At 69.1% G+C, this 19,819-nt stretch carries 21 protein-coding genes and 1 pseudogene; 14 read left to right on the forward strand and 8 right to left on the reverse strand.

Annotated features, from left to right (window positions below; genetic code table 11):
* Positions 1–126 precede the first annotated feature (126 nt).
* The 3 genes from C438_RS02975 to C438_RS02985 form a co-directional block, all read right to left on the reverse strand.
* Entirely contained in the window at positions 127–564 is a 438-nt protein-coding gene (locus C438_RS02975) for a type IV pilin (RefSeq protein ID WP_004967775.1), read from the reverse strand.
* 239 nt (positions 565–803) lie between these two features.
* On the reverse strand, positions 804–1,235 hold the full coding sequence (locus C438_RS02980; protein WP_004967776.1) for a type IV pilin: 432 nt from the start codon (positions 1,233–1,235) through the stop codon (positions 804–806).
* A 436-nt stretch (positions 1,236–1,671) separates the two neighbouring features.
* Entirely contained in the window at positions 1,672–2,040 is a 369-nt protein-coding gene (locus tag C438_RS02985) for a hypothetical protein (protein WP_004967777.1), read from the reverse strand.
* 181 nt (positions 2,041–2,221) lie between these two features.
* Here C438_RS02985 and C438_RS02990 point away from each other — a divergent pair, with 181 nt between their 5' ends.
* The gene (locus tag C438_RS02990; RefSeq protein WP_004967778.1) at positions 2,222–2,638 is read left to right on the forward strand and encodes a VOC family protein; all 417 of its coding nucleotides are present in this window, start codon (positions 2,222–2,224) and stop codon (positions 2,636–2,638) included.
* Between the two features lie 78 nt (positions 2,639–2,716).
* Here C438_RS02990 and C438_RS02995 read toward each other — a convergent pair whose 3' ends face one another.
* Positions 2,717–4,372: a PAS domain S-box protein gene (locus C438_RS02995; RefSeq protein WP_004967779.1), complete on the reverse strand. Its 1,656-nt coding sequence runs from the start codon at positions 4,370–4,372 to the stop codon at positions 2,717–2,719.
* 191 nt (positions 4,373–4,563) lie between these two features.
* Here C438_RS02995 and C438_RS03000 point away from each other — a divergent pair, with 191 nt between their 5' ends.
* From C438_RS03000 to C438_RS03020, 5 genes are all read left to right on the forward strand, one after another.
* Positions 4,564–5,628, forward strand: a complete 1,065-nt coding sequence (locus C438_RS03000; protein WP_004967780.1) for a DUF7350 domain-containing protein — start codon at positions 4,564–4,566, stop codon at positions 5,626–5,628.
* A 98-nt stretch (positions 5,629–5,726) separates the two neighbouring features.
* Positions 5,727–5,984: a hypothetical protein gene (locus C438_RS03005; RefSeq protein WP_004967781.1), complete on the forward strand. Its 258-nt coding sequence runs from the start codon at positions 5,727–5,729 to the stop codon at positions 5,982–5,984.
* Positions 5,981–7,390, forward strand: coding sequence for a hypothetical protein (locus C438_RS03010; protein ID WP_004967782.1), 1,410 nt, complete (start codon positions 5,981–5,983; stop codon positions 7,388–7,390). The genes C438_RS03005 and C438_RS03010 overlap by 4 nt, the downstream gene beginning before the upstream one ends.
* Before the next feature lie 95 nt (positions 7,391–7,485).
* On the forward strand, positions 7,486–10,155 hold the full coding sequence (locus tag C438_RS03015) for a heavy metal translocating P-type ATPase (protein WP_004967783.1): 2,670 nt from the start codon (positions 7,486–7,488) through the stop codon (positions 10,153–10,155).
* 220 nt (positions 10,156–10,375) lie between these two features.
* A complete protein-coding gene (locus tag C438_RS03020; RefSeq protein WP_004967784.1) occupies positions 10,376–10,825 on the forward strand; it encodes a high-potential iron-sulfur protein in 450 nt (149 codons plus the stop codon).
* 21 nt (positions 10,826–10,846) lie between these two features.
* Here the strand turns inward: C438_RS03020 and C438_RS03025 are convergent, their stop codons facing one another.
* Both C438_RS03025 and C438_RS03030 read right to left on the reverse strand, forming a co-directional pair.
* The gene (locus tag C438_RS03025; protein WP_004967785.1) at positions 10,847–11,305 is read right to left on the reverse strand and encodes a hypothetical protein; all 459 of its coding nucleotides are present in this window, start codon (positions 11,303–11,305) and stop codon (positions 10,847–10,849) included.
* A gap of 38 nt (positions 11,306–11,343) precedes the next feature.
* The gene (locus C438_RS03030; RefSeq protein WP_004967786.1) at positions 11,344–11,916 is read right to left on the reverse strand and encodes a hypothetical protein; all 573 of its coding nucleotides are present in this window, start codon (positions 11,914–11,916) and stop codon (positions 11,344–11,346) included.
* Between the two features lie 110 nt (positions 11,917–12,026).
* Between C438_RS03030 and C438_RS03035 the strand changes: the two genes are divergently transcribed.
* The 8 genes and pseudogenes from C438_RS03035 (at position 12,027) to C438_RS03070 (ending at position 18,954) form a co-directional block, all read left to right on the forward strand.
* Positions 12,027–12,638, forward strand: a complete 612-nt coding sequence (locus tag C438_RS03035) for a hypothetical protein (RefSeq protein WP_004967787.1) — start codon at positions 12,027–12,029, stop codon at positions 12,636–12,638.
* Position 12,639: 1 nt separating this feature from the next.
* Positions 12,640–13,998, forward strand: a complete 1,359-nt coding sequence (locus C438_RS03040; protein WP_004967788.1) for a hypothetical protein — start codon at positions 12,640–12,642, stop codon at positions 13,996–13,998.
* A 130-nt stretch (positions 13,999–14,128) separates the two neighbouring features.
* Positions 14,129–15,555, forward strand: a pseudogene (locus tag C438_RS03045) (FAD-dependent oxidoreductase).
* Between the two features lie 267 nt (positions 15,556–15,822).
* On the forward strand, positions 15,823–16,740 hold the full coding sequence (locus tag C438_RS03050) for a DMT family transporter (protein ID WP_049917718.1): 918 nt from the start codon (positions 15,823–15,825) through the stop codon (positions 16,738–16,740).
* Between the two features lie 209 nt (positions 16,741–16,949).
* The gene (locus C438_RS19845; protein ID WP_004967790.1) at positions 16,950–17,270 is read left to right on the forward strand and encodes a hypothetical protein; all 321 of its coding nucleotides are present in this window, start codon (positions 16,950–16,952) and stop codon (positions 17,268–17,270) included.
* Positions 17,260–18,135, forward strand: coding sequence for an FAD:protein FMN transferase (locus C438_RS03060; protein ID WP_004967791.1), 876 nt, complete (start codon positions 17,260–17,262; stop codon positions 18,133–18,135). Before C438_RS19845 ends, C438_RS03060 begins: the two co-directional genes overlap by 11 nt.
* Entirely contained in the window at positions 18,125–18,415 is a 291-nt protein-coding gene (locus C438_RS03065; protein ID WP_004967792.1) for a hypothetical protein, read from the forward strand. Before C438_RS03060 ends, C438_RS03065 begins: the two co-directional genes overlap by 11 nt.
* Entirely contained in the window at positions 18,415–18,954 is a 540-nt protein-coding gene (locus C438_RS03070) for a hypothetical protein (RefSeq protein ID WP_004967793.1), read from the forward strand. The genes C438_RS03065 and C438_RS03070 overlap by 1 nt, the downstream gene beginning before the upstream one ends.
* Before the next feature lie 39 nt (positions 18,955–18,993).
* Here the strand turns inward: C438_RS03070 and C438_RS03075 are convergent, their stop codons facing one another.
* Complete coding sequence (locus C438_RS03075; protein ID WP_004967794.1) at positions 18,994–19,509, reverse strand: winged helix-turn-helix transcriptional regulator; 516 nt, start codon at positions 19,507–19,509, stop codon at positions 18,994–18,996.
* 3 nt (positions 19,510–19,512) lie between these two features.
* Positions 19,513–19,809, reverse strand: coding sequence for a hypothetical protein (locus tag C438_RS03080; RefSeq protein WP_049917719.1), 297 nt, complete (start codon positions 19,807–19,809; stop codon positions 19,513–19,515).
* Positions 19,810–19,819: the final 10 nt, after the last annotated feature.

A 19,819-nucleotide genomic window follows, 5' to 3' on the forward strand; every position in this document is an offset into this window, starting at 1 on the left:
AATAAGTTTGTTCTAAGAATACAATACTAAACACCGAGATACGGATGTCTCTGCGGGACGGGTCCGAAAGAAATCGTTAGTCCGAACGGGGCTCGGTGGGGGTCGGTTCCGATTCAGCGACCCGGCTTACGCGTTGTAGGTCCAGCGCTGGAGGGTCGCGGAGTTGGAGCCGGACTCGGAGGTCCAGACGACGCGGACGGTTTCACCAGATTCGAACGAGTCACCTGTCGCTCCAACGGTAACCGAGCTCCCTGCCGATATCTCAGTCGCAGTCGTATCGATTTCGTCCCAGGCGTCCCCGTCTTCGTCAATCGGTCCTGCGATGGTCACGCGAGCCGGGTCGATTGAAGCGCCGCTCTCGTGGGTGATGACGAGGTCCCCATTGCTACTGTTGTGGTCGAAGCTGAAGCTCACTTGCGGGGCGGTGTCGCCGACTTGGTCGCCGAGGCCGAGGACGAAGGTACCGATGACGGCCGCGAGGATGACTGTAATCGCGACCATGAGGATGACGCCGATGACCGGCGAGACTGCACGGGACTCCGTGAACATTGTCTTGATTTGCATAGTTGTGTTTCTCCTAGGTGTGCCGGACGAGAGGCGACCGTTGAGAAAAATTCGAATCGGTCCTCCAACGCCTGCGTTCTAACCTAACAGATAGTCTGACGTTCTCCGAAGCTATAAACTAGTACTGAGAAGGCGTTTCACCCCTCATGCGTGATTGGTACCAGAATCGGATGGTGCTGTCGCTCACGGAGTAACGGTCGAAAAAGTCGAGGTTGCTTGGCTGTGTCGCCGCGGACCGTTCAGCGCGTGTACGTCTGCAGGGTCGCGGAGTTGGAGCCGGACTCGGAGGTCCAGACGAGGCGCACTTCGTCGCCGTCGTCGAGATCAGAACCGAAATCGACGGCGATGGTGTCACCGGCGTTCATGTTGCCGTCGCTGTTAGCGTCGCCGGTAATTTCGTCGGTCACACTCGCATCCGAGTTTTCGGACACGCTCAGCCGTTCGAAGGCGATGGCGTCACCGCTTTCGTGCGTGATGGTCAGAATGTTCGAGTCATCGTCGTAGTCGAAGCTGAAACTCGCCTGCGGGGCGGTGTCGCCGACCTGGTCGCCGAGACCGAGGACGAAGGTACCGATGACGGCCGCGAGGATGACGGTAATCGCGACCATGAGGATGACGCCGATGACCGGCGAGACTGCGCGTGATTCGCTAAGGAATTTCTTGATATCCATTGTTCTACCCAGGACCGGCCTCAGACCCACCTCGTGCCCACCACACGGGACCGCGAGCGGCCACATTGTTCCGGCTCCTGTTGGCCTTCCGTATGTTCTGGATATATTTAATTTCGCAGTGGCTTACCGGTCTATTCGAGGGGTTAGGGCGCTCCTAACGCCCGAATTCGGGATTTAAGCCGTTCCATCCCACCTGCGTACCATCGGAGGATGCGGTCGGCGGCGGACTGGCCCGTTGGCGCTCGACACCCCCGAATCAGACTCTCTCGCCCGCGTGACACGCCGGTTCGAACCGTCACGCCTCGGGTTTCTGCGGACACGGTGGTGTGGGGTGCCGGCGGGTCGTCGGCCGCGGCGCGCGCCGGTCACGCGCGTTTCACACGCGCCGCTCACGGAGTTGGGACCGTCGAATCGGCCGAAAGAGCCGCCTGTGCCCCTATTGCGAGGCGTTCCAGAACCGCGGCGTCGACTCGAAATCTATCTCCGCGTCGGAGGGCGCGCGCTCGTAGAGCGCGTCGTGGACGGCCTCGTAGGCCGCCCGCGGGCCTTCCTGTGCGAGTTTCGGGTGGTCGCGGGTGTCGAAGACGACCCGCCACGTCCCGTTCGAGAGGTGGAGGCCGAGGATGTACTTCCCGCGGACGTTCACGACCAGTTGATAGGCGTGCTGAACCGTCTCGCCGTCGCGTTCGATGTTGTAGCCGCGGACCGCGACGGCCTGCTGAATCGCCTCTTTCGTTTCGAGCTCGGCGACGAACGACTTGGGGACCGCCCGTCCGGGGAGCGATTCGACGAACGGTTCGCTCACGGTCGCACCACCTCGCGTCGCGCACCTCTCGGTTCCATCGTATCCTACGTGGGCGGCCGAGCGGGTATATGCGATACGGTCTCCGGCGGCGGCGCGGGGTCGGACGTTCCGTCGACGCCGCCGCCTCGCGTTCCGCGTTCCGAGCGAAGCGCCTTTGAGGCTCTGCGCGCGCAGACGAACCGTGAACACCAACGCCCACCACGTCGGCATCACCGTCCGCGACCTCGATTCGACGCTCGAATTCTACCGCGACGCGCTCGACCTGCCGGTCGTCTCCCGCTTCGAAGTCGGCGGCGAAGAGTTCGCCACCGCGGTCTCCGTCGACGGCGCGTCGGCGCGGTTCGCCCACCTCGATGGCGGCGACGTGCGCGTCGAACTCGTCGAATACGACCCGGTCGGCGCCGACGCCGACGAGCCGACGCTCAACCGCCCCGGCGCGACCCACCTCGGGCTCTCGGTGGACGACGTCGACGCCGCGGTCGCCGAACTCCCGTCGGACGCCGAGACGCTCAGCGAACCGCAGACGACCGAAAGCGGCACGCGAATCGCGTTCGTCCGCGACCCCGAGGGGAACCTCGTCGAACTCCTCGACGCCTGACCGGTCGCTTCGCTCGACGGGTATCACCACTCGGGGCTCGGCGTTAGAATTGTTCTAGTCACGCAATACTAGACGCGGTCACTCGTCGGTCGGAAACCACGGCCGCGGCCGCTCCGACCCGATTGGAAGCTTCAGCGTCACGGCCGCTCCCCCGAGGCGAGACGGCTCCAGCTCCATGCTCCCGCCCGCTTTCTTGACGACCCAGTGGACCAGCCACAGACCCATCCCGGTCCCGTGTTCGAGCGGCGTCTCCTCGCCGCGCTTGATGACTCGCCACTCCTCGTCGGGGATGCCCGGGCCGTCGTCGGCGACTCGCACGACGAGTTTCGAGTCGTCGTCTTCGGTTCGGCACACGTCGATGTGAACGGTCTCACCGCCGTGTTTGAGCGCGTTCGCGATTAGCTCGTCGAGCGCCGCGCCGACGCGGCTGTCGACTCGCGCGTGGAGTCCCGTCTCGATGTCCGTCCGCATCGTCGCCTCCGGATACGCCGATTCGGCCCGCGACACGGCGTCTTCGACGAGCGTCGAGACGCGCCGCGGCGTTCCCTCGGATTCGAGGGCGTCCGAGACCGTCTGTGCCTTCTCGGAGAGCGACGCGAGGTTTCCCGCCGCCTCGACGATGGCCTCGGCGGCATCGGCGAGTTCCTCGTCGGCGACCGCGGCCTCGTTCTGGCGAATCAGCTCCGCGTAGCCCTCGATGACGTTCATCCGGTTTCGGAGGTTGTGCCGGAACATCCGATTGAGGACGCCGAGCCGCTGTCTGGTCAGCTCCGACTCGGTGACGTCGGACTGGATGGCGACGTAGCCGTCGATGTCGCCGTTGCTCTCGATGGGCGCGATAGTCTGTATCGCGGTGTAGAGCTCGCCGCCCTTCCGTCGGTCGATGATTCGCTCCTGCCACGTCTCGCCGGACTGGACGGCCCGCCACAGCCGCTCGTAGTACGTCTCGGGCATCTCGCCCGAACTGAGTATCGACGCCGGTTCGCCGATGACCTCCGCGGCGTCGTAGCCGGTCGTCTCCTCGAACGCCGGGTTGACGTACGTAATCTCTCCGTCCGGCGTGGTGAGGTAAATCGCGTGGCCCGCCTGCTCGACGGCCTGCTCGAACTCGCGGAGTCGCCGCTCCCGGCGCTGTTGTGCCGTCACGTCGACGAAGACGCCGACGATTTCGGAAACCTCGCCGTCGGCGTCGCGGATGACCGCCGTCGAGAGGCGGAACTCTCCGTGGTCGCCGTTCGCGCGTCGTCGCTCGACCGCGACGTTCGAGAGGCCGTCTTCGGCGATGGTCCGCCGGATAATCTCCTCGACGCTTTCGTTGTTCTCACCGCCTTCGCTCGCGTCGTAGGGGATTCGCTCGCCGAGCACCTCCTCGCGTTCCCAGCCGAACGTCTCCGTGGCGGCGTCGTTCCACCTCGTTACGCGTCCCTCGGGCGTGACCGCGGTAATCGGCACCGGCGACGCGGCGACCACGGTGCGAAGCTGGTCGAGCGACGACCGAACTGACGCCCGTTGGCGTTCGATTCGGCGGTCCTTCCGGGCGACGAGCACCCAGACGAACGCGGTGGAGACGGCGACGAAGACCAGCCCGCCGACGACCTTGGCCGCGGGAGTCGGGGTCGAACCCAACACGGTCGACAGCAGTAACTCGCCGCCGAGGATGCCGGCGGTCCCGAAGCCGAGGTACGCCAGCGCGATGGCGCGGGCGTCGAGACCGTCGAGCGGCGAGTCGTTCATCGTTCGAACGGAGCGCGAGCGGGGTTATAAACGTGATGCGGCGAACCGTCGGTTGATAACGACGACACGCCCCTCGAAAGCCGACCGGGAAGCGCAACCGACATTGGCACCGGGCCGCTAGCGGAGCCAATCACCGTCTCGCGGGTTCCGCGCGGCGGCACACCACGCGGGCCGACGAGGTCCGAGATACCATGAAACGACGAGACGCCATCAAGACGCTCGGAATCGGAACCCTCGCGGCGACCGCGGGGTGTCTCGGCGGGTTCGAACGACAGTCGGCGTGGCGCGACCCGCCGCTCGTCGAAGACCGGCCGGCCGCGGTCTATCTGCCCGCCATCACCGAGGGGATGAAGATGTACGGGGAGACGACTGCCGGACCGTACGGCGTCGCGCTCACCTACTCGTATCCCCACCGCTTCTGGACGGCCGCCGGTTCGGAGCTTCAGAAGACCGTCGTCGAGGCCGACGACTCGATTCACCTCATGGCGTCGCTGTGGGACGCCGAGACGGGGACCGTCCTCCCGCTGGACGCCGGCGTCTCCATCGAGATTCTCCGCGACGGCGACCTCGTGAGCGAGGAGGTCGCCTACCCGATGCTCTCCCAGCAGATGGGGATGCACTACGGCTCGAACTACGTCCTCGACGGCGAGGGCGACTACGAGGCCCGCGTCCACGTCGGCGGCACCTCGCTCTCCCGGACCGGCTCGTTCGCCGGGCGGTTCGAGTCGGCCGAGACGGCGACGTTCGAGTTCGCGTTCGAGACTGACGACCTCTACGACGTGGAACTGCGGCGACTCGGCGACGAGGCCGGGTCGCGCGGCGCGGTCCCCGCGATGGAGATGATGGGCGTCCCGACCGGGAAAGCGCCCGCCGTCGGCGACCTCCCCGGTCGCCACCTCGGCCGGCAGACGAGCGCCGACGCCCTGTTCGACGCCTTCGTCGTCGACGACGGCTCCCGGTTCGGCGTCGACGGCGCGTACCTCTACGTCTCGGCGCGGACGCCGCACAACGAGTTCGTCCTGCCGATGATGGGCGTCAGAGCGACGCTCGAACGCGGCGGAACGACGGTCCTCGACGGCGCGCGACTCGCCCGGACGCTCGACCCCGACCTCAGCTACCACTACGGCGCGGGCGTCGAGGGCGTCGAACCCGGCGACGCGCTGACGCTCTCGGTGGACGTGCCGCCGCAGGTCGCCCGCCACGACGGCTACGAGACGGCGTTCATGACGTTCGAGCCGATGCGCTTCGAGGTCTGAGACGGCGCTTCGATGTTTTCGACCCTCACCGCCCGACGCGGACGCCCGCGATGGAAACGTTCAGAAGCCAACCCCTCCGAACTTCGAGTGACTATCGGATGACCACGGACACCGACGCGACGCGCGACCGCCACACCTGCACAGCGTGCGGCGAGGCGTATCCGACCGAGCGACTGCTGGTCCTCCACCGGGGCGCGAGACACCCCGACGACCTCGACGCCGCGGAGGTCGAGGCGTATCGAGAGGCGTACTACGAGGAGGAAGACGAGCTCAAGTCGTTCCGCATCCGGGCGCTCGGCGTCCTCGTCCTGCTGTACTTCGGCTTCCTCATGCTGTTTATCGTCTTCGCATCATGACCCGACTCCGACCCACCAGCCTCAGGCGATTCGGTCTCGGCCTCCTGTTGGCGAGTCTGCTGTCGCTCCTCGCGGACCCGGCGGCCGCGAGCAACGCCGCGGTCGGCCTCGCGGGCGCGTCGCAGGACAACCTCGCGGTCCCGCGGTGGCTCTATCTCGCCACCGGCGGCGCGACCGTCGGGGCGTCCGCGCTCCTCGCCAGTTTCGTCACCGACCGCCGGTTCATCGAGCGCGTCCACCTGTGGCAGACCGGCCCCGAAGCGGGCGTCTCCGACGGCGTCCTGCGCGCGCTCCGGGTCGCGGGCGGCGTCCTCGGTCTCGCGGTCCTCGCGCTCGCGGTGTACCTCGGGTACACCGGCCCACAGATTCCGACCGTCAGCTTCGCCGTCATCGTCGTCTTCGCCGGACTCCGCGCCGGCTACACGATGCTCTCGTACCTCGTCGCCGACACGTGGCGCGCGCTGAACCCGTGGCGAACCGTCGTCTCGGCGGTTCCGAACGGCTTCGTCAGCTATCCCGAGCGGCTCGGCCGCTGGCCGGCGGTGGCGGGGATTCTCGCGCTCGTCTGGGTCGAGACCGCGACCGCCGTCACGACTCGGCCGTCGGTCCTCGCGACCGCGCTCGTCGCCTACTCGGTCGTCACGCTCGCCGGTGCGGTCGTCGTCGGCGCGGACGCGTGGTTCGACAAGGTCGACCCCGTCTCCGTCTTCCTGCACTTCTACGGCCGGGTCGCGCCGGTTCGCCTCGACGACGACGGCCTCTCCGTCCGCCTGCCGGGGATGCGACTCGTCACCGACGACGACCTGACGGACCTCGGCGACGTGGCCGTCGCGGTCGTCCTCGTCTGGGAACTCACGTTCAGCGGCTTCGTCACGACCGAACAGGGCGCGGCGGCCGTCCGGTGGCTCGCGGGCGTCGGACTCCCGCCGCTTTTCGTCTACGGACTGCTCTACCTCGGCGGCTTCGGGGTCTTCCTGGGACTTTACGTCCTCGCGGCGCGGGTGACGGCCCGTCGCATCGACACCTTCGAGACGCCGCTCGACCTCGCGGTCAAATTCGCTCCCTCGTTGCTCGCCATCGCCGCCGGCTACCACCTCGCGCACTACTTCGGCTTCTTCGTCTCGCTGTCGCCGATGCTCGTCCACGCGCTGTCGTCGCCGCTGTCGTCGCCGTCGAACCCGGTCGTGCTCACGCTCCCCGCGTGGTTCGGCGGGCTGAACGTCGGATTCGTCCTCCTCGGCCACCTGCTCGCGGTGTGGGTGGCGCACTCGCAGGCCTACCGGACCTTCCCCAGCAGACTGCAGGCCGTCCGGAGCCAGTTCCCCTTCGTCGCGGTGATGATTCTCTACACGATTCTCAGCCTGTGGCTCATCTCACTGCCGACCGCGTCCCCGCCGTTCCTCTGATTAATAACTAAAGGGAGATAATTTGTGAATTTACAATAGCAAAACCCCGGTTTCTAACAGGTGGATTATTAATCCGTCACCGGCTACTGCCGAGTATGAGCGAACACGACGGGCGCGACCCCGACTCCGACTTCGATGAGGGGGCGGACGCGTCCACGGACCCGCAGGGGGGCGACGCGTGCGGGTGCGGCGACGCCTGCGAGGTCGAGTCCGCGTCGGCGTCGGGAGCGCCCGGCGAGACGGGAACCGGCGACCCCATCGGCGGGTCCGACGGTTCGGCCCGCGCGGAGTTCGGCGTCCCGGACATGGACTGCGCCTCCTGTGCGAGCAAGGTCGAAACGAGCGTCCGGAAACTCGACGGCATCGGCGACGTCGACCCGCGGGTGACGACCGGTAGGCTCGTCGTCGACTACGACCCCGACCGGACCACGCCCGACGACATCCGGGGCAACATCGAGGGCGCGGGCTACGCCGTCGAAGACGGCCCCTCGACGCGCGAGGTGTCGTTTTCCGTCCCGGACATGGACTGCGCCTCCTGCGCCGGGAAGGTCGAAAACGCCCTTCGCGGCGCGCCGGGCGTGCTGTCGTACGAGACGCGCCCGACGGCCGGGACCGCGGTCGTCACGCTCGCGGCTGACGCGGACCTCGATGCGGTCGTCTCGGCCATCGAAGCCGCCGGCTACGAGGTCACCGGGACCGACGCCGACGAGGTGGACACCGACGCCGATACTGACGCCGGCGGGGACCGCGAGAGCGTCTGGCGCAGTACGCGCGCGGTGAAAACGTGGGTGAGCGGCGGCTTCCTCGCGGCGGGCATCGCCGCCGAGTACCTGCTCGGACTGGAACTCGTCGTCGCCAGCGTCCTCGGCGTCTCGTTCACGGTCGCCGAACTGCTGTACGTCCTCGGGGCCGCGGTCGGCGGGCAGGCCATCCTCCGCAACGGTTACTACTCGGCGAAGAACCGCAGTCTCGACATCGACTTCCTGATGTCGGCGGCGATTCTCAGCGCCGTGGCCGCGAGCCTCATCTCCGGGCCGACGAGCCTCTACTTCGAGGCGGCGACGCTCGCGTTCCTCTTCAGCGTCTCCGAACTCCTCGAACGCTACTCGATGGACCGCACGCGCGACTCCCTCCGCGAACTGATGGACCTCTCGCCCGACGAGGCGACGGTCCTCCGCGACGGCGTCGAGACGGTCGTCCCGGTCGAGGACCTCGCTATCGGCGACGTGGTCGCCGTCAAGCCCGGCGAGAAAATCCCCGTCGACGGGACGGTGGTCACGGGCGACAGCGCGGTCAATCAGGCCCCCATCACCGGCGAGTCCGTCCCGGTCGACAAGGCCGCGGGCGACGAGGTGTTCGCGGGCACCGTCAACGAGGCGGGCTACCTCGAAGTCCGCGTCGAGTCCGCCGCGGGCGACGACACCCTCTCGCGCATCGTCTCGATGGTCGAGGACGCCCAGTCGAACAAGACCGAACGCGAGCAGTTCGTCGAGCGCTTCTCGTCGTACTACACCCCGGTCATGGTCGTCGTCGCTATCGCGGTCGCGGCGATTCCGCCGCTGGCGTTCGGCCTCGACTGGGTGACGTGGTTCGTCTACGGCATCACGATGCTCGTGCTCGCCTGTCCCTGCGCGTTCGTCATCTCGACGCCCGTCTCGGTCGTCTCGGGCATCACGTCGGCCGCGAAAAACGGCGTGCTCATCAAGGGCGGCACGCACCTCGAAGCGATGGGCTCGGTCGAGGCCATCGCCGTGGACAAGACGGGCACGCTCACGAAGGGCGAACTCACCGTCACCGACGTGGTCCCGCTCAACGGCAACTCCGAGGAGGACGTGCTCCGGTGCGCCCGCGGTCTCGAAGCCCGGAGCGAACACCCCATCGGCGAGGCCATCGTCTCCCACGCCGAGGGCTCGGGCGTCGCCGGCCGCGAGGTCGACGACTTCGAGAGCGTCACCGGCAAGGGCGTCCGCGCCGACCTCGACGGCGTCCCGCACTTCGCCGGCAAACCCGGCTTCTTCGAGGAGCTCGGCTTCGACCTCGAACACGTCCACGTCACCGGCCCCGGCGAGGAGCTTTCCGAGGACGTCCGACAGCTCTGTGACCGCCACGGCTGTCTCAACCTCGTCGAGGACACGATTCCGCGCCTCCAGTCCGAGGGCAAGACGGTCGTCGTCGTCGGCACCGAAGACGACCTCGAAGGCCTCGTCGCCGTCGCCGACGAGGTCCGCCCCGACGCCCGCGAGACGGTCGCAAAACTCCGCGAGGCCGGTCTCTCGGTCGTCATGCTCACCGGCGACAACGAGGGGACCGCCCGCGCCATCGCCGAGCAGGTCGGCGTCGACGACGTCCGCGCGGGCCTCCTCCCGGAGGACAAGGTCGCCGCCGTCGAGGGACTGCTCGACGAGTACGGCTCGGTCGCCATGGTCGGCGACGGCATCAACGACGCCCCGGCGCTCGCCACCGCCACCGTCGGCGTCGCCATGGGCGCGGCCGGCACCGACACCGCCCTCGAAACGGCCGACATCGCCCTCATGGCCGACGACCTCTCGAAGCTCCCGTACCTCTACGAACTCTCCCACCGGGCGAACCACGTCATCCGGCAGAACATCTGGGCGTCGCTCGCCATCAAGGCCGTCCTCGCGGTCGGCGTGCCCTTCGGCTACGTCTCGGTCGCGCTCGCGGTCCTCGCGGGCGACGCCGGGATGACCATGGGCGTGACGGGCAACGCGATGCGACTCGCCCGGATTCGCCCGGACGACGACTGAGACGCGGACGGCACGCGAGGCACGCAAGACACGCGAGGCACGCAAGACACGCAAGACACACAAAACGGGCGATGCGCGCCTCTCTCCGGATTTCGGCCCTCTCAGTCCGAGTCACAAATCCGTGCTACTTAGCGGCGTGACACCATCAACGCGTTCGCAATTCTTGCCACGCGAGAAACGGCTGGCTCGGTTTTCCCGACGCCGCGCGTCAGAGACTGGTATGGCAGACGACGAGCGGACGCCACGCCGAGACGCGACCGACCGACCGACGCGGAGCCGAGACATCCGCGACGCCGGGCGAACCCGAAGGCGGTTCATCTGGCTCACCGGGACCGCCGCGATGGCGGGGTTGGCCGGCTGTTCCGGCGGCGGTGGCGGCGCGGCCGAGACGACGACTGCGACGACGACGGAGTCGTCGGATTCGACCGGGGGCGTCCCCGCGGAGTACGCGACCGCCACGTCCCTCGACGGCACCCAGCGCAACCCCGACAGCCTCTCGTCGCAGGAGGCCGTCTCGTATCAGGACCAGCCGAGCGGGGGCAGGCAGTGTTCGACCTGTCGGTACTACATCGAGGACAAAAACGGGGACGGCGTGGGCGCGTGCGCCATCGTCGCGGGCGAAATCGCTCCCGAGGGCTACTGCGTCTCCTACGTCGAGTACGAGGGGTAGCGCTCCGATTCTCTGCCGCGGTCAGGAGTCGTCGCGGGTCGGCCCGACGGCGGTCTGAATCCGACAGCGGATGGACTCTTCGACGCCGTCGCGATCGACCGGAATCACCCATTTCTCCCCACAGCCGAGGACGGTCACCATCTCGCCGTCCTGTCGGTGTTTCACCGAGACGAACACCTCGCCGCGCTCGGGGTCGTAGTCCACGAGTTCGACGAGCACGTCCTCGCCGGCGATGAGGAGGTTCTTCGCGCCGTTCAACTCGGTGACGTACGACTCGGTGTGCCCTGTCGGGTCGGTGACGAACAGTTCGACCACCGGCACGTCCTCGCCGTCCGGATAGCTCGCGTCGACTTCGATTGCCCCGTCTTCGAGCCGGATGCCGTGTATCTCGACGAGCGACGCCGCGACGCCGAAGCTGTCAGCGACCTGCTGACGGAGGTCCCCCAACGGGATTCGAACCGACTCTCGAATCGTTCCCATGCCCGCCCCTACGAACGGGGGGTGTATGAGCGTGTCCGCTAGTCGTCGCCCCAGAGGGCGTCAGCGAGGCGCGACCCCGACGGGACGGCCTCGCGGAAGGCGACCGAGTCGAACGCGAGCGGCCCGTTGAGAGAAAGGAAGCCGAGTTCGCCCTCGGGCGCGCGGTCGAGATTGGTCAGAAAGGCCACTTTGCGGGCGGCCTCGACGCCCTCGACGGTCGCCTCGGGGTCGACCGACTCGTACAGGGCGGCGTGTTCGCGGACGTGCTCGACACAGCGTTTCGTCGGCGCGAACAGCAACAGCGCGTGGACGCCCGGCCCCTCGCGGCCGAGTTTCGTCCGGATGGCGTGTTCGTCGTCCTTGTAGAAGTAGCGCTCCATGCGGCGGTACTGGCGGAGTATCTCGTTCGCGCCGGTGGCGTGGCGGACGGCGGCGTCGGCCTTGAGTTCGATGAGGTAGTCCACCGGCTCGGGCGTCCGCACCCGGACGTACACGTCGGCGACGCCGCGGTTCCCGTAGTGGTCGTACGGCTCTTCGAGGTGAATATCCACGTCGTCGAAGGCCGCCCGGAAGTGCTCGACCACCCGCGTCGCCAACTCGTCCTCGCGCATCTGTCGGTCGAGACGAGGCGACGGTCGGGGAAATGTCCCGCGGTTCGGCCGGCGGCGACCCAGTGCATCGGAAAACACATACCGCCGGCGTTCGGTTGGAAAATCGACACATGTCCCTGCCGACCCGCAGACAGGTCCTCCGCGCCGGCGGCGCGTCCCTCGCCGCCGCGCTCGCCGGGTGTTCCGGCGAGGGGTCCAGTTCCAGTTCGGACGAGCCGTCCGGTCCCTCCCCGGACGCGCTCGTCACCGACTACGACCAGCTCCAACTCCGAAACGACACCGAGAGCGCGATTTTCCGAGACGCCGCCCGCGACGACGACGGGGCGGGGTCGTCGTACCTCGACGACTTCCTCGTCACCACCGACGAGGAACGCGCAGACGTCGAGTTCGCGGCGGACCCCGACGGAATCGACGAGGCTCGCGCGTTCATCGACGAGACGGAGTTCGACGAGCAGACGCTCGTCATCACCCAGCACCGGCCAAACGCCTGCCACCGGGTGAAACTGCTGTACGTCACGCACCCGCCGGACAGCGTCGTCCACCTCGACTTCTGTTACCCGCTCCGGCCGGCGTCGGTCGAGTGCTCCGTGGACGACCGCCACGTCGTCGCCTCGCTGGTGCGACTGCCCTACTCATCGCAGGACGAGTCGAGTTGGGGACACGGCGGCGGAAGCAGTTGTCACCTCCCGCCGTCGCTCCGAACCGAGACGGAGGACGCCTGAGATGCCCCGAACGCGACGCGACGTGCTCGCCTCGCTCGCCGGGGTCGGCGTCGCCGGACTCGCGGGCTGTACGGCACTCGACGCGGGTGAATCCGAATCCGACGACTCGGCACTTGACGCGGCGGCGCTCCGGGAGGTCAGGGAACTCGGGTCGCCGGCGTTCCCCGCCCGCGTCCCGGCCCCCATCGCGGAATCGTACCTCGAACTGAGTCGCGCTCGCGCCCGCGAACTCCTCGATTCAGTCCCCGAGACGATGTCTCCCGAGGAAGTCCCGAACGAGGGCGTTCGGAACGTCTACGCCGAGGCGTACGCGGACGCCGCAGAGGCCGTCGCCCCCTCGGACACCGACGAGTCGCCGTTCGAGACGCTTCGGGGACTGCGCTATGCCCGCGGAGCCGCGGCGATGGCGAAGGGGACCTACGACGCCGCGGTCGGCGACCGCACCGAGGCCGACGTGCGCGACGAGGCCGCGGCGGTCCGCGCCGACATCGAGTCGTTCAGGCTCGGCACGCGCTACCTCGGGGACGAACCGGACCGGGCGCTCGTCGTGTACGACGCCGTCGAGGACTTCGTCGCGGGTGCGGTCCGGCGTCTCGATAACGCCGACCAGTACGGTCGCTACGCCGACAGCGCCCCGCGAGTCGGCGAACTCCTCGACGCAGTGGAGTCGGCACGGGCGTCGCTCGATGGCGCGCGCCACGTCCGCGACCGCTATCTGGCGTCGATTGTCGACCCGGTTGACTTCACCGACGCGTTCGAGTCGACCGCGTCCTCGCTCGTCGCGGTCACCGAAGACCGCCGGGCCGAGTACCCCGAGGAGGGAGGGCTCGAAGCCGTCATCGAGGGCGAGGGGTTCGACACCGAGGAACTCGAACGCACGCCGGCCGAGGACCTGCTGGTGGAGACGTTCGTCGAAGTCGAAAGCGGGCTTCGAGACGCCCGCGAAGCCCTCCGAAGCGACCGCTTCGCCACCGCGCTCGTGGGCGCGCACACCGCCGAGACGCACCGCCGCGCGTTCGAGGAGGCAGTCACGGCGGTCAAGCGAGGCCGGTACGAGTCGGTCGAGTCCGCGGCCGCGGTCAGGGACGCGAAACTCGGCGCGCTCGAGGCCCTCGAAGCCGCCCGCTCGGACGAATCGAACCCGCACCTGACGCGGCGCGCGCTGGTCGATATCGCCTATATGGTCGGCAACGGGGACGACTACCTGCGCGACGACTACTACGAGGACGGCGACCCTCGGGCCGCGCGAAACGCGGTCTCGGAGTACGCGACCGCCGAGTTCGCCGCGCGCGAGACGCCCGCCGTGAGCGCGTGGGTGCTCGGGACGCTCGCGGCCGAGCGCGGCGGCGTCGGCGACTGACGGGCCGGTTCGCTCGTTTTCGCCTCGTTTCCGGCCGCCGTCGCCGGCCCCTCGACCGTCGCTATCGTCCGTGCGCCCGCTCCGTCCGGCCGGGGAAATTACGTGTCGGCGGGCGTACCACTCTCTCACGATGTCTGCCGAACCATTCGTCGTCGTCGGCGGCGACGCCGCCGGACTCTCAGCCGCGAGCAAGTTCGCCCGCGCCGACACCGACCGCGACGTCGTCGTCTTCGAGAAGGGTCGCTGGGTCTCCTACGCCCACTGCGGCACGCCCTACTTCGTCAAAGGCGAGGTCGAGAAGCTCACCGACATGCTCTCGCTGTCGCCCGAGGCGGCCGCCGACCGCGGTATCGACCTCCGGCGCGAACACGAGGTCGTCGCCGTCGACACCGACGAGCGAGTCGTCACGGTCGACGGCCCCGACGGGACGTTCGAACAGCCCTACGGCGACCTCCTCGTCGCCACCGGCGCGCGGGCGCTCCGTGAACCGATAGACGGCATCGACCTCGACGGCGCGTTCACGCTCCACGGCCTGGACGACGCGGCGGCGATTCGGTCGTTCCTCACCGACCCGGACGAGGCGTCGGTCGCCGACCTCGGCGGGGGCGGGTTCGTCGACGAGGCGCGCGCGGCCCGCTTCGGCGCGATGGACCCGCCCGAGTCGGTCGCCATCGTCGGCGGCGGCTTCGTCGGCGTCGAGATGGCGGAGGCGTTCACCGCCACGGCCTCGACGTCCACCTGTTCCAGCGGTCCGGCCACGTCCTCGGCACCTTCGGCGACGCCGTGGGCGAGCGAGTCGAGGAACACCTCAAAGCCCACGGCGTCACGCTCCACCTCGGCGCGTCGGTCGAGCGCCTCCGCGGCGACGACGCGGGCCGGGTGGAGGCCGTCGTCTGCGAGGACGGCGACCTCGCGGTCGACGCCGCGATGGTCGGCATCGGCCTCCGACCCAACTCGGACCTCGTCGCCGACGCGGTCGACCTCGGCGAGACGGGCGCTATCGCGGTCGACGACTACGGGCGGACGAGCGCCGACGGCGTCTACGCCGCGGGCGACTGCGCCGAAATCGACCACGTCGTCACCGGCGAACCGACGTGGAACACGCTCGGCCTGCCCGCGAACCGCGCCGGGCGCGCCATCGGTCAGACCGTCGCCGGCGACCCCGAACCCATCGGGACCGTCGCCGACACCTCGGTCGTGAAGGCGTTCGACCTCGAGTGCGGCCGCGCCGGCGTGACCGACCTCGACGTGGCGCGCGACGCGGGCTTCGACCCCGTCTCGGAGACCATCACCGCCGGCTCGCGGTCGGGCTACTACCCCGGCTCCGCCGAGACGACCGTCACGCTCGTCGCCGACCGCGACACCGGGCGACTGCTCGGCGGCACCATCGTCGGGGCCGACCGCGCCGCCGTCAGAATCGACACCGTGGCGACCGCGCTCGCCTCGGAGCTGACCGTCGCCGAGGTGGAGCGTCTCGACCTCGGCTACGCGCCGCCCTTTAGCCCCGTCTGGGACCCGATTCTGACCGCGGCGAAGGTCCTCCGCGGCTCGCTGTAGGCCGCAAGCGGTTCGAAATTCGAACCGAACAAAACGACTATTATCGATTGTGTGGTAACGATACGCTCACGTGCTGGATATTACTGCAACTGAACGCGGGCGTCTCGAATCCGGGTCGGCGGGGCTGGGACGGCGGACGGGGTCGGAACGGCCGACGGGGCCGGAGTGGTCGGCAGGGCCGGAGCGGTCGGCGGAATCGATGGAGCCGCCGAGTCGGTCGCGGTCGCGGCCGCGGCGTCGCCGTCCGCCGAGCGGAGCGTGGTGTCGGTGAACGGCCGGGTCGCCGCCGGGCTGTTCGTGCTTCTGGGACTCCTCTGGGGGAGTTCGTTCGTCGCCATCGAAATCGGCCTCGCGTACTTCCCGCCGCTCCAGTTCGCGGCGCTTCGGTTCCTCCTCGCGGGACTCATCGTCCTCGGCTACGCCGCCGTCTCGACCGACTACTGGCGGCCGCACAGCCGGACCGACTGGACGCTCGTCGGCGTCTCCGGCGGCCTCCTCATCGGCGCGCATCACGCGTTTCTCTACCTCGGACAGGAACACGTCCCCGGCGCGGTGGCGGCCATCGTCATCAGCCTCGGGCCGGTCCTGACCGCGCTGTTCGCGACGGGAATCCTCGGCGACCGCATCACCCCGCTCGGGGTCCTCGGCTTCGGCTTCGGCTTCCTCGGCGTCGGCCTCGTCGCCCGCCCGGACCCGAACGCGCTCCTCTCCAGCGACGTGGTCGGCGTCGCCACCGTCCTCGTCGCCTCGGCGTGTTTCGCCCTCGGTGCCGTCCTGACGCGGCCCTTCTCCTCGGACATCCCGGCGCGGACGCTCCAGGCGTGGGCGATGCTGTTCGGGGCCGCGCTCCTGTCGGTCGCGGGCGTCGCCACCGGCGAGTCGCTCGCCGCCGTCGAGTGGTCCGGCGTCGCCGTCGGCTCCCTGCTCTATCTCGCCGTCGTCAGCGGCGCGGGCGCGTTCCTCATCTACTTCGAACTGCTCGGCCGCTTCGGCCCGACGCAGATAAACCTCATCGGCTACCTCGAACCCGTCTCCGCGACGCTCCTCAGTTGGGCGTTCCTCGGCCAGCTCATCGACGCCGTGACCGCGCTCGGCTTCGTCTCCATCTTCGCCGGCTTCGCGCTCATCAAGCGCCGGGCGCTCGGCGAGTCGCTCGCGAGAGCGCGCGACGGAGCGGCAGACTGAGGCGAGGGCGTTCGTCGCGTCCTGTCCCGTCCCGTCGCGTCCCGGCCAGCCTCAGCCCGCCCCAGCCAGCCCCGACCCGACCGATCCGCCCCGCTCGGTGCCCCCGTGAGCCGACGATTCGACGATTGGACGAACATTCGATGATTGACCGAGTATTCGAGCGTTGGACGCGAACCCGTTTATCCGCCCTTCGCGACCGCTTCGACACGATGCGAATCCCGCTTCCGAAACACACCCTCGTCGCGCTGGCGCTCGTCGGCGCGCTCCTGACGACCGTCGTCGCGGCGGGGCTGGTCTCGCCGACGCTCCTCCCCGGAACCGACACGCAGACGCCGACCGACCACACCGCGACGGCGTCCGCCGACGACGCGCCGACGCCGAACCCGAACTTCACGCCCGCGGTCCAGTCGAACGGCGACGGCGACGGTGACGGCGACGAGGAACACGAGGCGGGCGACTCCGACGAAGAACACGAGGAGTACGGCGGTGACGAGGAACGCGAAGGCGAACACGAGGGCGATGACGACTGACCTCGCCTCGCGGGCCCGCTCGGCGCTCGGCGAGTCGACGGTGACGTTCGACTGCTGTGACACGGCGTTTCTGGTCCGCGCGGCGGGTCGGAACGCGTCCGCGGCGACCCGCCGCGCCCGCGACACCGCCCTCGACCTCGAACGCGTGCTCGACGCCTTCGACTCCCGGAGCGCCGTCTCCCGGCTCAACCGGACCGGCAGAATCGACGACGCGACCGTCGCGGCGGTCGTCCGTCGCGGCCTCGAATACCGCGAGCGAACCGACGGCGCGTTCGATATCGGTGCCGGCGCGACCGAGGCCCGAGTCAAGGAGTACATCTCCGGCGACTCCGACGCCCGCCCCCGCGGTGCCGACCCCACCCAATCGGCGCGGGTCGCCGTCGACGGGACGACCGTCGAGACCGACGGGCGACTCGACCTCAACGGGCTCGCTAAGGGGTTCATTGTGGACCGGGCCGCCGCGGAACTCGACGGCTTCGCCCGGACCGGCTTCGTCGACGGCGGCGGCGACATCAGCTCCCCGACCGGCCCCGTCGCCGTCGAGAGCCCGTTCGGCGGCGACCGCCCGCTCCGCGTCCTCGACACCTCGTGGAACGTCGCGACCTCGTCGGGACACCGGCGAGGCCGCGGCGGCGTCGACCACATCTACGACCCGCGGGGAGGGCGCGTCGGGGCGCGACACGACCTCGTCACGGTCGTCGCCCGGCGCGACTGCACCGAGGCCGACGCGCTGGCGACGACGCTCGGGGCCCTGCCGCTCGCGGACGCGCTCTCCCTCGCCGAGGACTGGCCGGGGCTCGAAGCGTTCGTCGTCCACGACGGCGTGTTCAACGCGACGACGGGGTTCGAAGACCATGTCGCGTAGGGAGCGGACGAACCGCCTCGTCGCGCTCGCGGCGGTGTTCGTCCTCGTCGCGTCGATGGCGGCGGTCTGGGCCGTCGCCGACGCCCGCGCCGACCTCGAATCGCCGACCGTCGCGGACCACCCGGCCGCCTCGGTCGGAGAGCGACAGGCCCCCGCGGATTACGACGGCGACGGCCTCGCCGACGACGCCGACGCGTGCCCGACTCGCCCCGAGACGCGGAACGGCTTTCAGGACGGTGACGGCTGTCCCGACGCGGTCGCGACGACGAGGGCCTCCTGATGGCGCTCGTCTGGTATCTCGACCGGGCGCTGGCGCTCGTCTCCTACCCGGCGCTGTACCTCGCCGTCCTGACCGGCATCCTGTACAACGCGGAGGCGTTCGGCCCGCTCCGGGACGCCGCGAGGCGAATCCACGTCGAGGTGTCCGCGTTCGCGATGATGCTCGTCCTCGCCCACGGCGTCGTCGGTATCGCGGACGTGTGGAGCGTTGTCGACGGTGCCGCGCCGGTCCCCGACTACGGCCTGCCGTACCTGCTCGCGGGGTCGGCCGTCGGCGTCGGCGCGCTCGTCGTGCTCGTCGTCGCGGTTCTCGGGTTCCTCGACCCGCGGCGGTTCGCCCGCCCGTGGTCGCCCCGCGTCGTCCACGCGTTCGCCTACGCCGGCTTCGGCTTCGCGACCCTCCACGCCGCCGCGGTCGGCACCGACCTCGCGGGGTTCGCCGTCCCCGGACTGGTCGCGCTGGTCGGCTTCCTCGCGTACGTGCTGGCGCTCAGAGCCCTCAGCCACGCGTCGGCGCGAGTGACCGCCCGAGAGTCCTGAGTCGGGGCGGACCGGGTCGGACGGGGTCGAACCTCGCTCTCAGTAGGCGTCCCACAACCCGAGCAGTCGGTCGACCACGCCGTCGGTGAAGCTCCGCCGGTGAACCACGTACAGGTAGCGGACGCGGTCGGGGTCTCGAACCGCGTAGTAGACGCGTTGGCCGTCGCGCCGCCGGCTGACGAGGTCCGCGTCGTCCAGCTTCGACAGGTGCCACGATATCGTCGAGGCCGACCGTTCGAGGCGGTCGCTCAGCTCTGACGTTGTGAGCGGGCCGTCGGCGAGGAGGTGCGCGATGATGCGCCGGGAGTACTCTCGCCGGAGCGCGTTCATCCGGCGCTGGTCCTCGTCGTCGAACTCGCCGGCGGGGTAGTAGCGGGTGAACTTCCCGTCGTCGGAGACGTCCACGAGGCCGGCGTCCGCGAGCTCCCGAAGGTGGTACTGGAGCGTTCCCTGCGCGACGTCGAGGCGGTCCAACAGCCCGCGGAAGTGGACTCCGGGCCGGTCGGCGACCGCGGCGTAGATGTCTCGCCGGGAGTCGAGTTCGAACTCGTCCATGCGTCAGTCCCGCGAGAGCGCGGCGAAGAAGCCGGCCAGCCCGACGAGGATGAGCGCCGCCGACCCGTGTTCGAGGAGTTCGACGGTCGCCGCGGTCGCCACCCCCCAGTCGATGAGATGGTATTCGAGGAACACGGCGAGCCCGTACAGCGAGAACATCGCGTAGGACGCCGAGACGATGGCCATCCGCGTGTCGCGCTCCCGTCGCCACGCGAGCAGACTGAGCACCGCGAGCGTGGTTCCGAGGAGGAAGATTCCGAGACTCGTCGCCTGCTCGACCTGTTGTGCGAGGGTGGCCATGATGGGGTGT

The organism is Haloferax denitrificans ATCC 35960 (assembly GCF_000337795.1).
In the GTDB taxonomy this organism is placed as follows: domain Archaea; phylum Halobacteriota; class Halobacteria; order Halobacteriales; family Haloferacaceae; genus Haloferax; species Haloferax denitrificans.

Excerpts from the sequence above, each read along its gene's own strand:
- C438_RS02975 (WP_004967775.1), bottom strand. The coding sequence starts at position 564 with ATGCAAATCAAGACAATGTTCACGGAGTCCCGTGCAGTCTCGCCGGTC.
- C438_RS02980 (WP_004967776.1), bottom strand. The coding sequence starts at position 1,235 with ATGGATATCAAGAAATTCCTTAGCGAATCACGCGCAGTCTCGCCGGTC.
- C438_RS02995 (WP_004967779.1), bottom strand. The coding sequence starts at position 4,372 with ATGAACGACTCGCCGCTCGACGGTCTCGACGCCCGCGCCATCGCGCTG.
- C438_RS03000 (WP_004967780.1), top strand. The coding sequence starts at position 4,564 with ATGAAACGACGAGACGCCATCAAGACGCTCGGAATCGGAACCCTCGCG.
- C438_RS03005 (WP_004967781.1), top strand. The coding sequence starts at position 5,727 with ATGACCACGGACACCGACGCGACGCGCGACCGCCACACCTGCACAGCG.
- C438_RS03010 (WP_004967782.1), top strand. The coding sequence starts at position 5,981 with ATGACCCGACTCCGACCCACCAGCCTCAGGCGATTCGGTCTCGGCCTC.
- C438_RS03015 (WP_004967783.1), top strand. The coding sequence starts at position 7,486 with ATGAGCGAACACGACGGGCGCGACCCCGACTCCGACTTCGATGAGGGG.
- C438_RS03020 (WP_004967784.1), top strand. The coding sequence starts at position 10,376 with ATGGCAGACGACGAGCGGACGCCACGCCGAGACGCGACCGACCGACCG.
- C438_RS03025 (WP_004967785.1), bottom strand. The coding sequence starts at position 11,305 with ATGGGAACGATTCGAGAGTCGGTTCGAATCCCGTTGGGGGACCTCCGT.
- C438_RS03030 (WP_004967786.1), bottom strand. The coding sequence starts at position 11,916 with ATGCGCGAGGACGAGTTGGCGACGCGGGTGGTCGAGCACTTCCGGGCG.
- C438_RS03035 (WP_004967787.1), top strand. The coding sequence starts at position 12,027 with ATGTCCCTGCCGACCCGCAGACAGGTCCTCCGCGCCGGCGGCGCGTCC.
- C438_RS03040 (WP_004967788.1), top strand. The coding sequence starts at position 12,640 with ATGCCCCGAACGCGACGCGACGTGCTCGCCTCGCTCGCCGGGGTCGGC.
- C438_RS19845 (WP_004967790.1), top strand. The coding sequence starts at position 16,950 with ATGCGAATCCCGCTTCCGAAACACACCCTCGTCGCGCTGGCGCTCGTC.
- C438_RS03060 (WP_004967791.1), top strand. The coding sequence starts at position 17,260 with ATGACGACTGACCTCGCCTCGCGGGCCCGCTCGGCGCTCGGCGAGTCG.
- C438_RS03065 (WP_004967792.1), top strand. The coding sequence starts at position 18,125 with ATGTCGCGTAGGGAGCGGACGAACCGCCTCGTCGCGCTCGCGGCGGTG.
- C438_RS03070 (WP_004967793.1), top strand. The coding sequence starts at position 18,415 with ATGGCGCTCGTCTGGTATCTCGACCGGGCGCTGGCGCTCGTCTCCTAC.
- C438_RS03075 (WP_004967794.1), bottom strand. The coding sequence starts at position 19,509 with ATGGACGAGTTCGAACTCGACTCCCGGCGAGACATCTACGCCGCGGTC.
- C438_RS03080 (WP_049917719.1), bottom strand. The coding sequence starts at position 19,809 with ATGGCCACCCTCGCACAACAGGTCGAGCAGGCGACGAGTCTCGGAATC.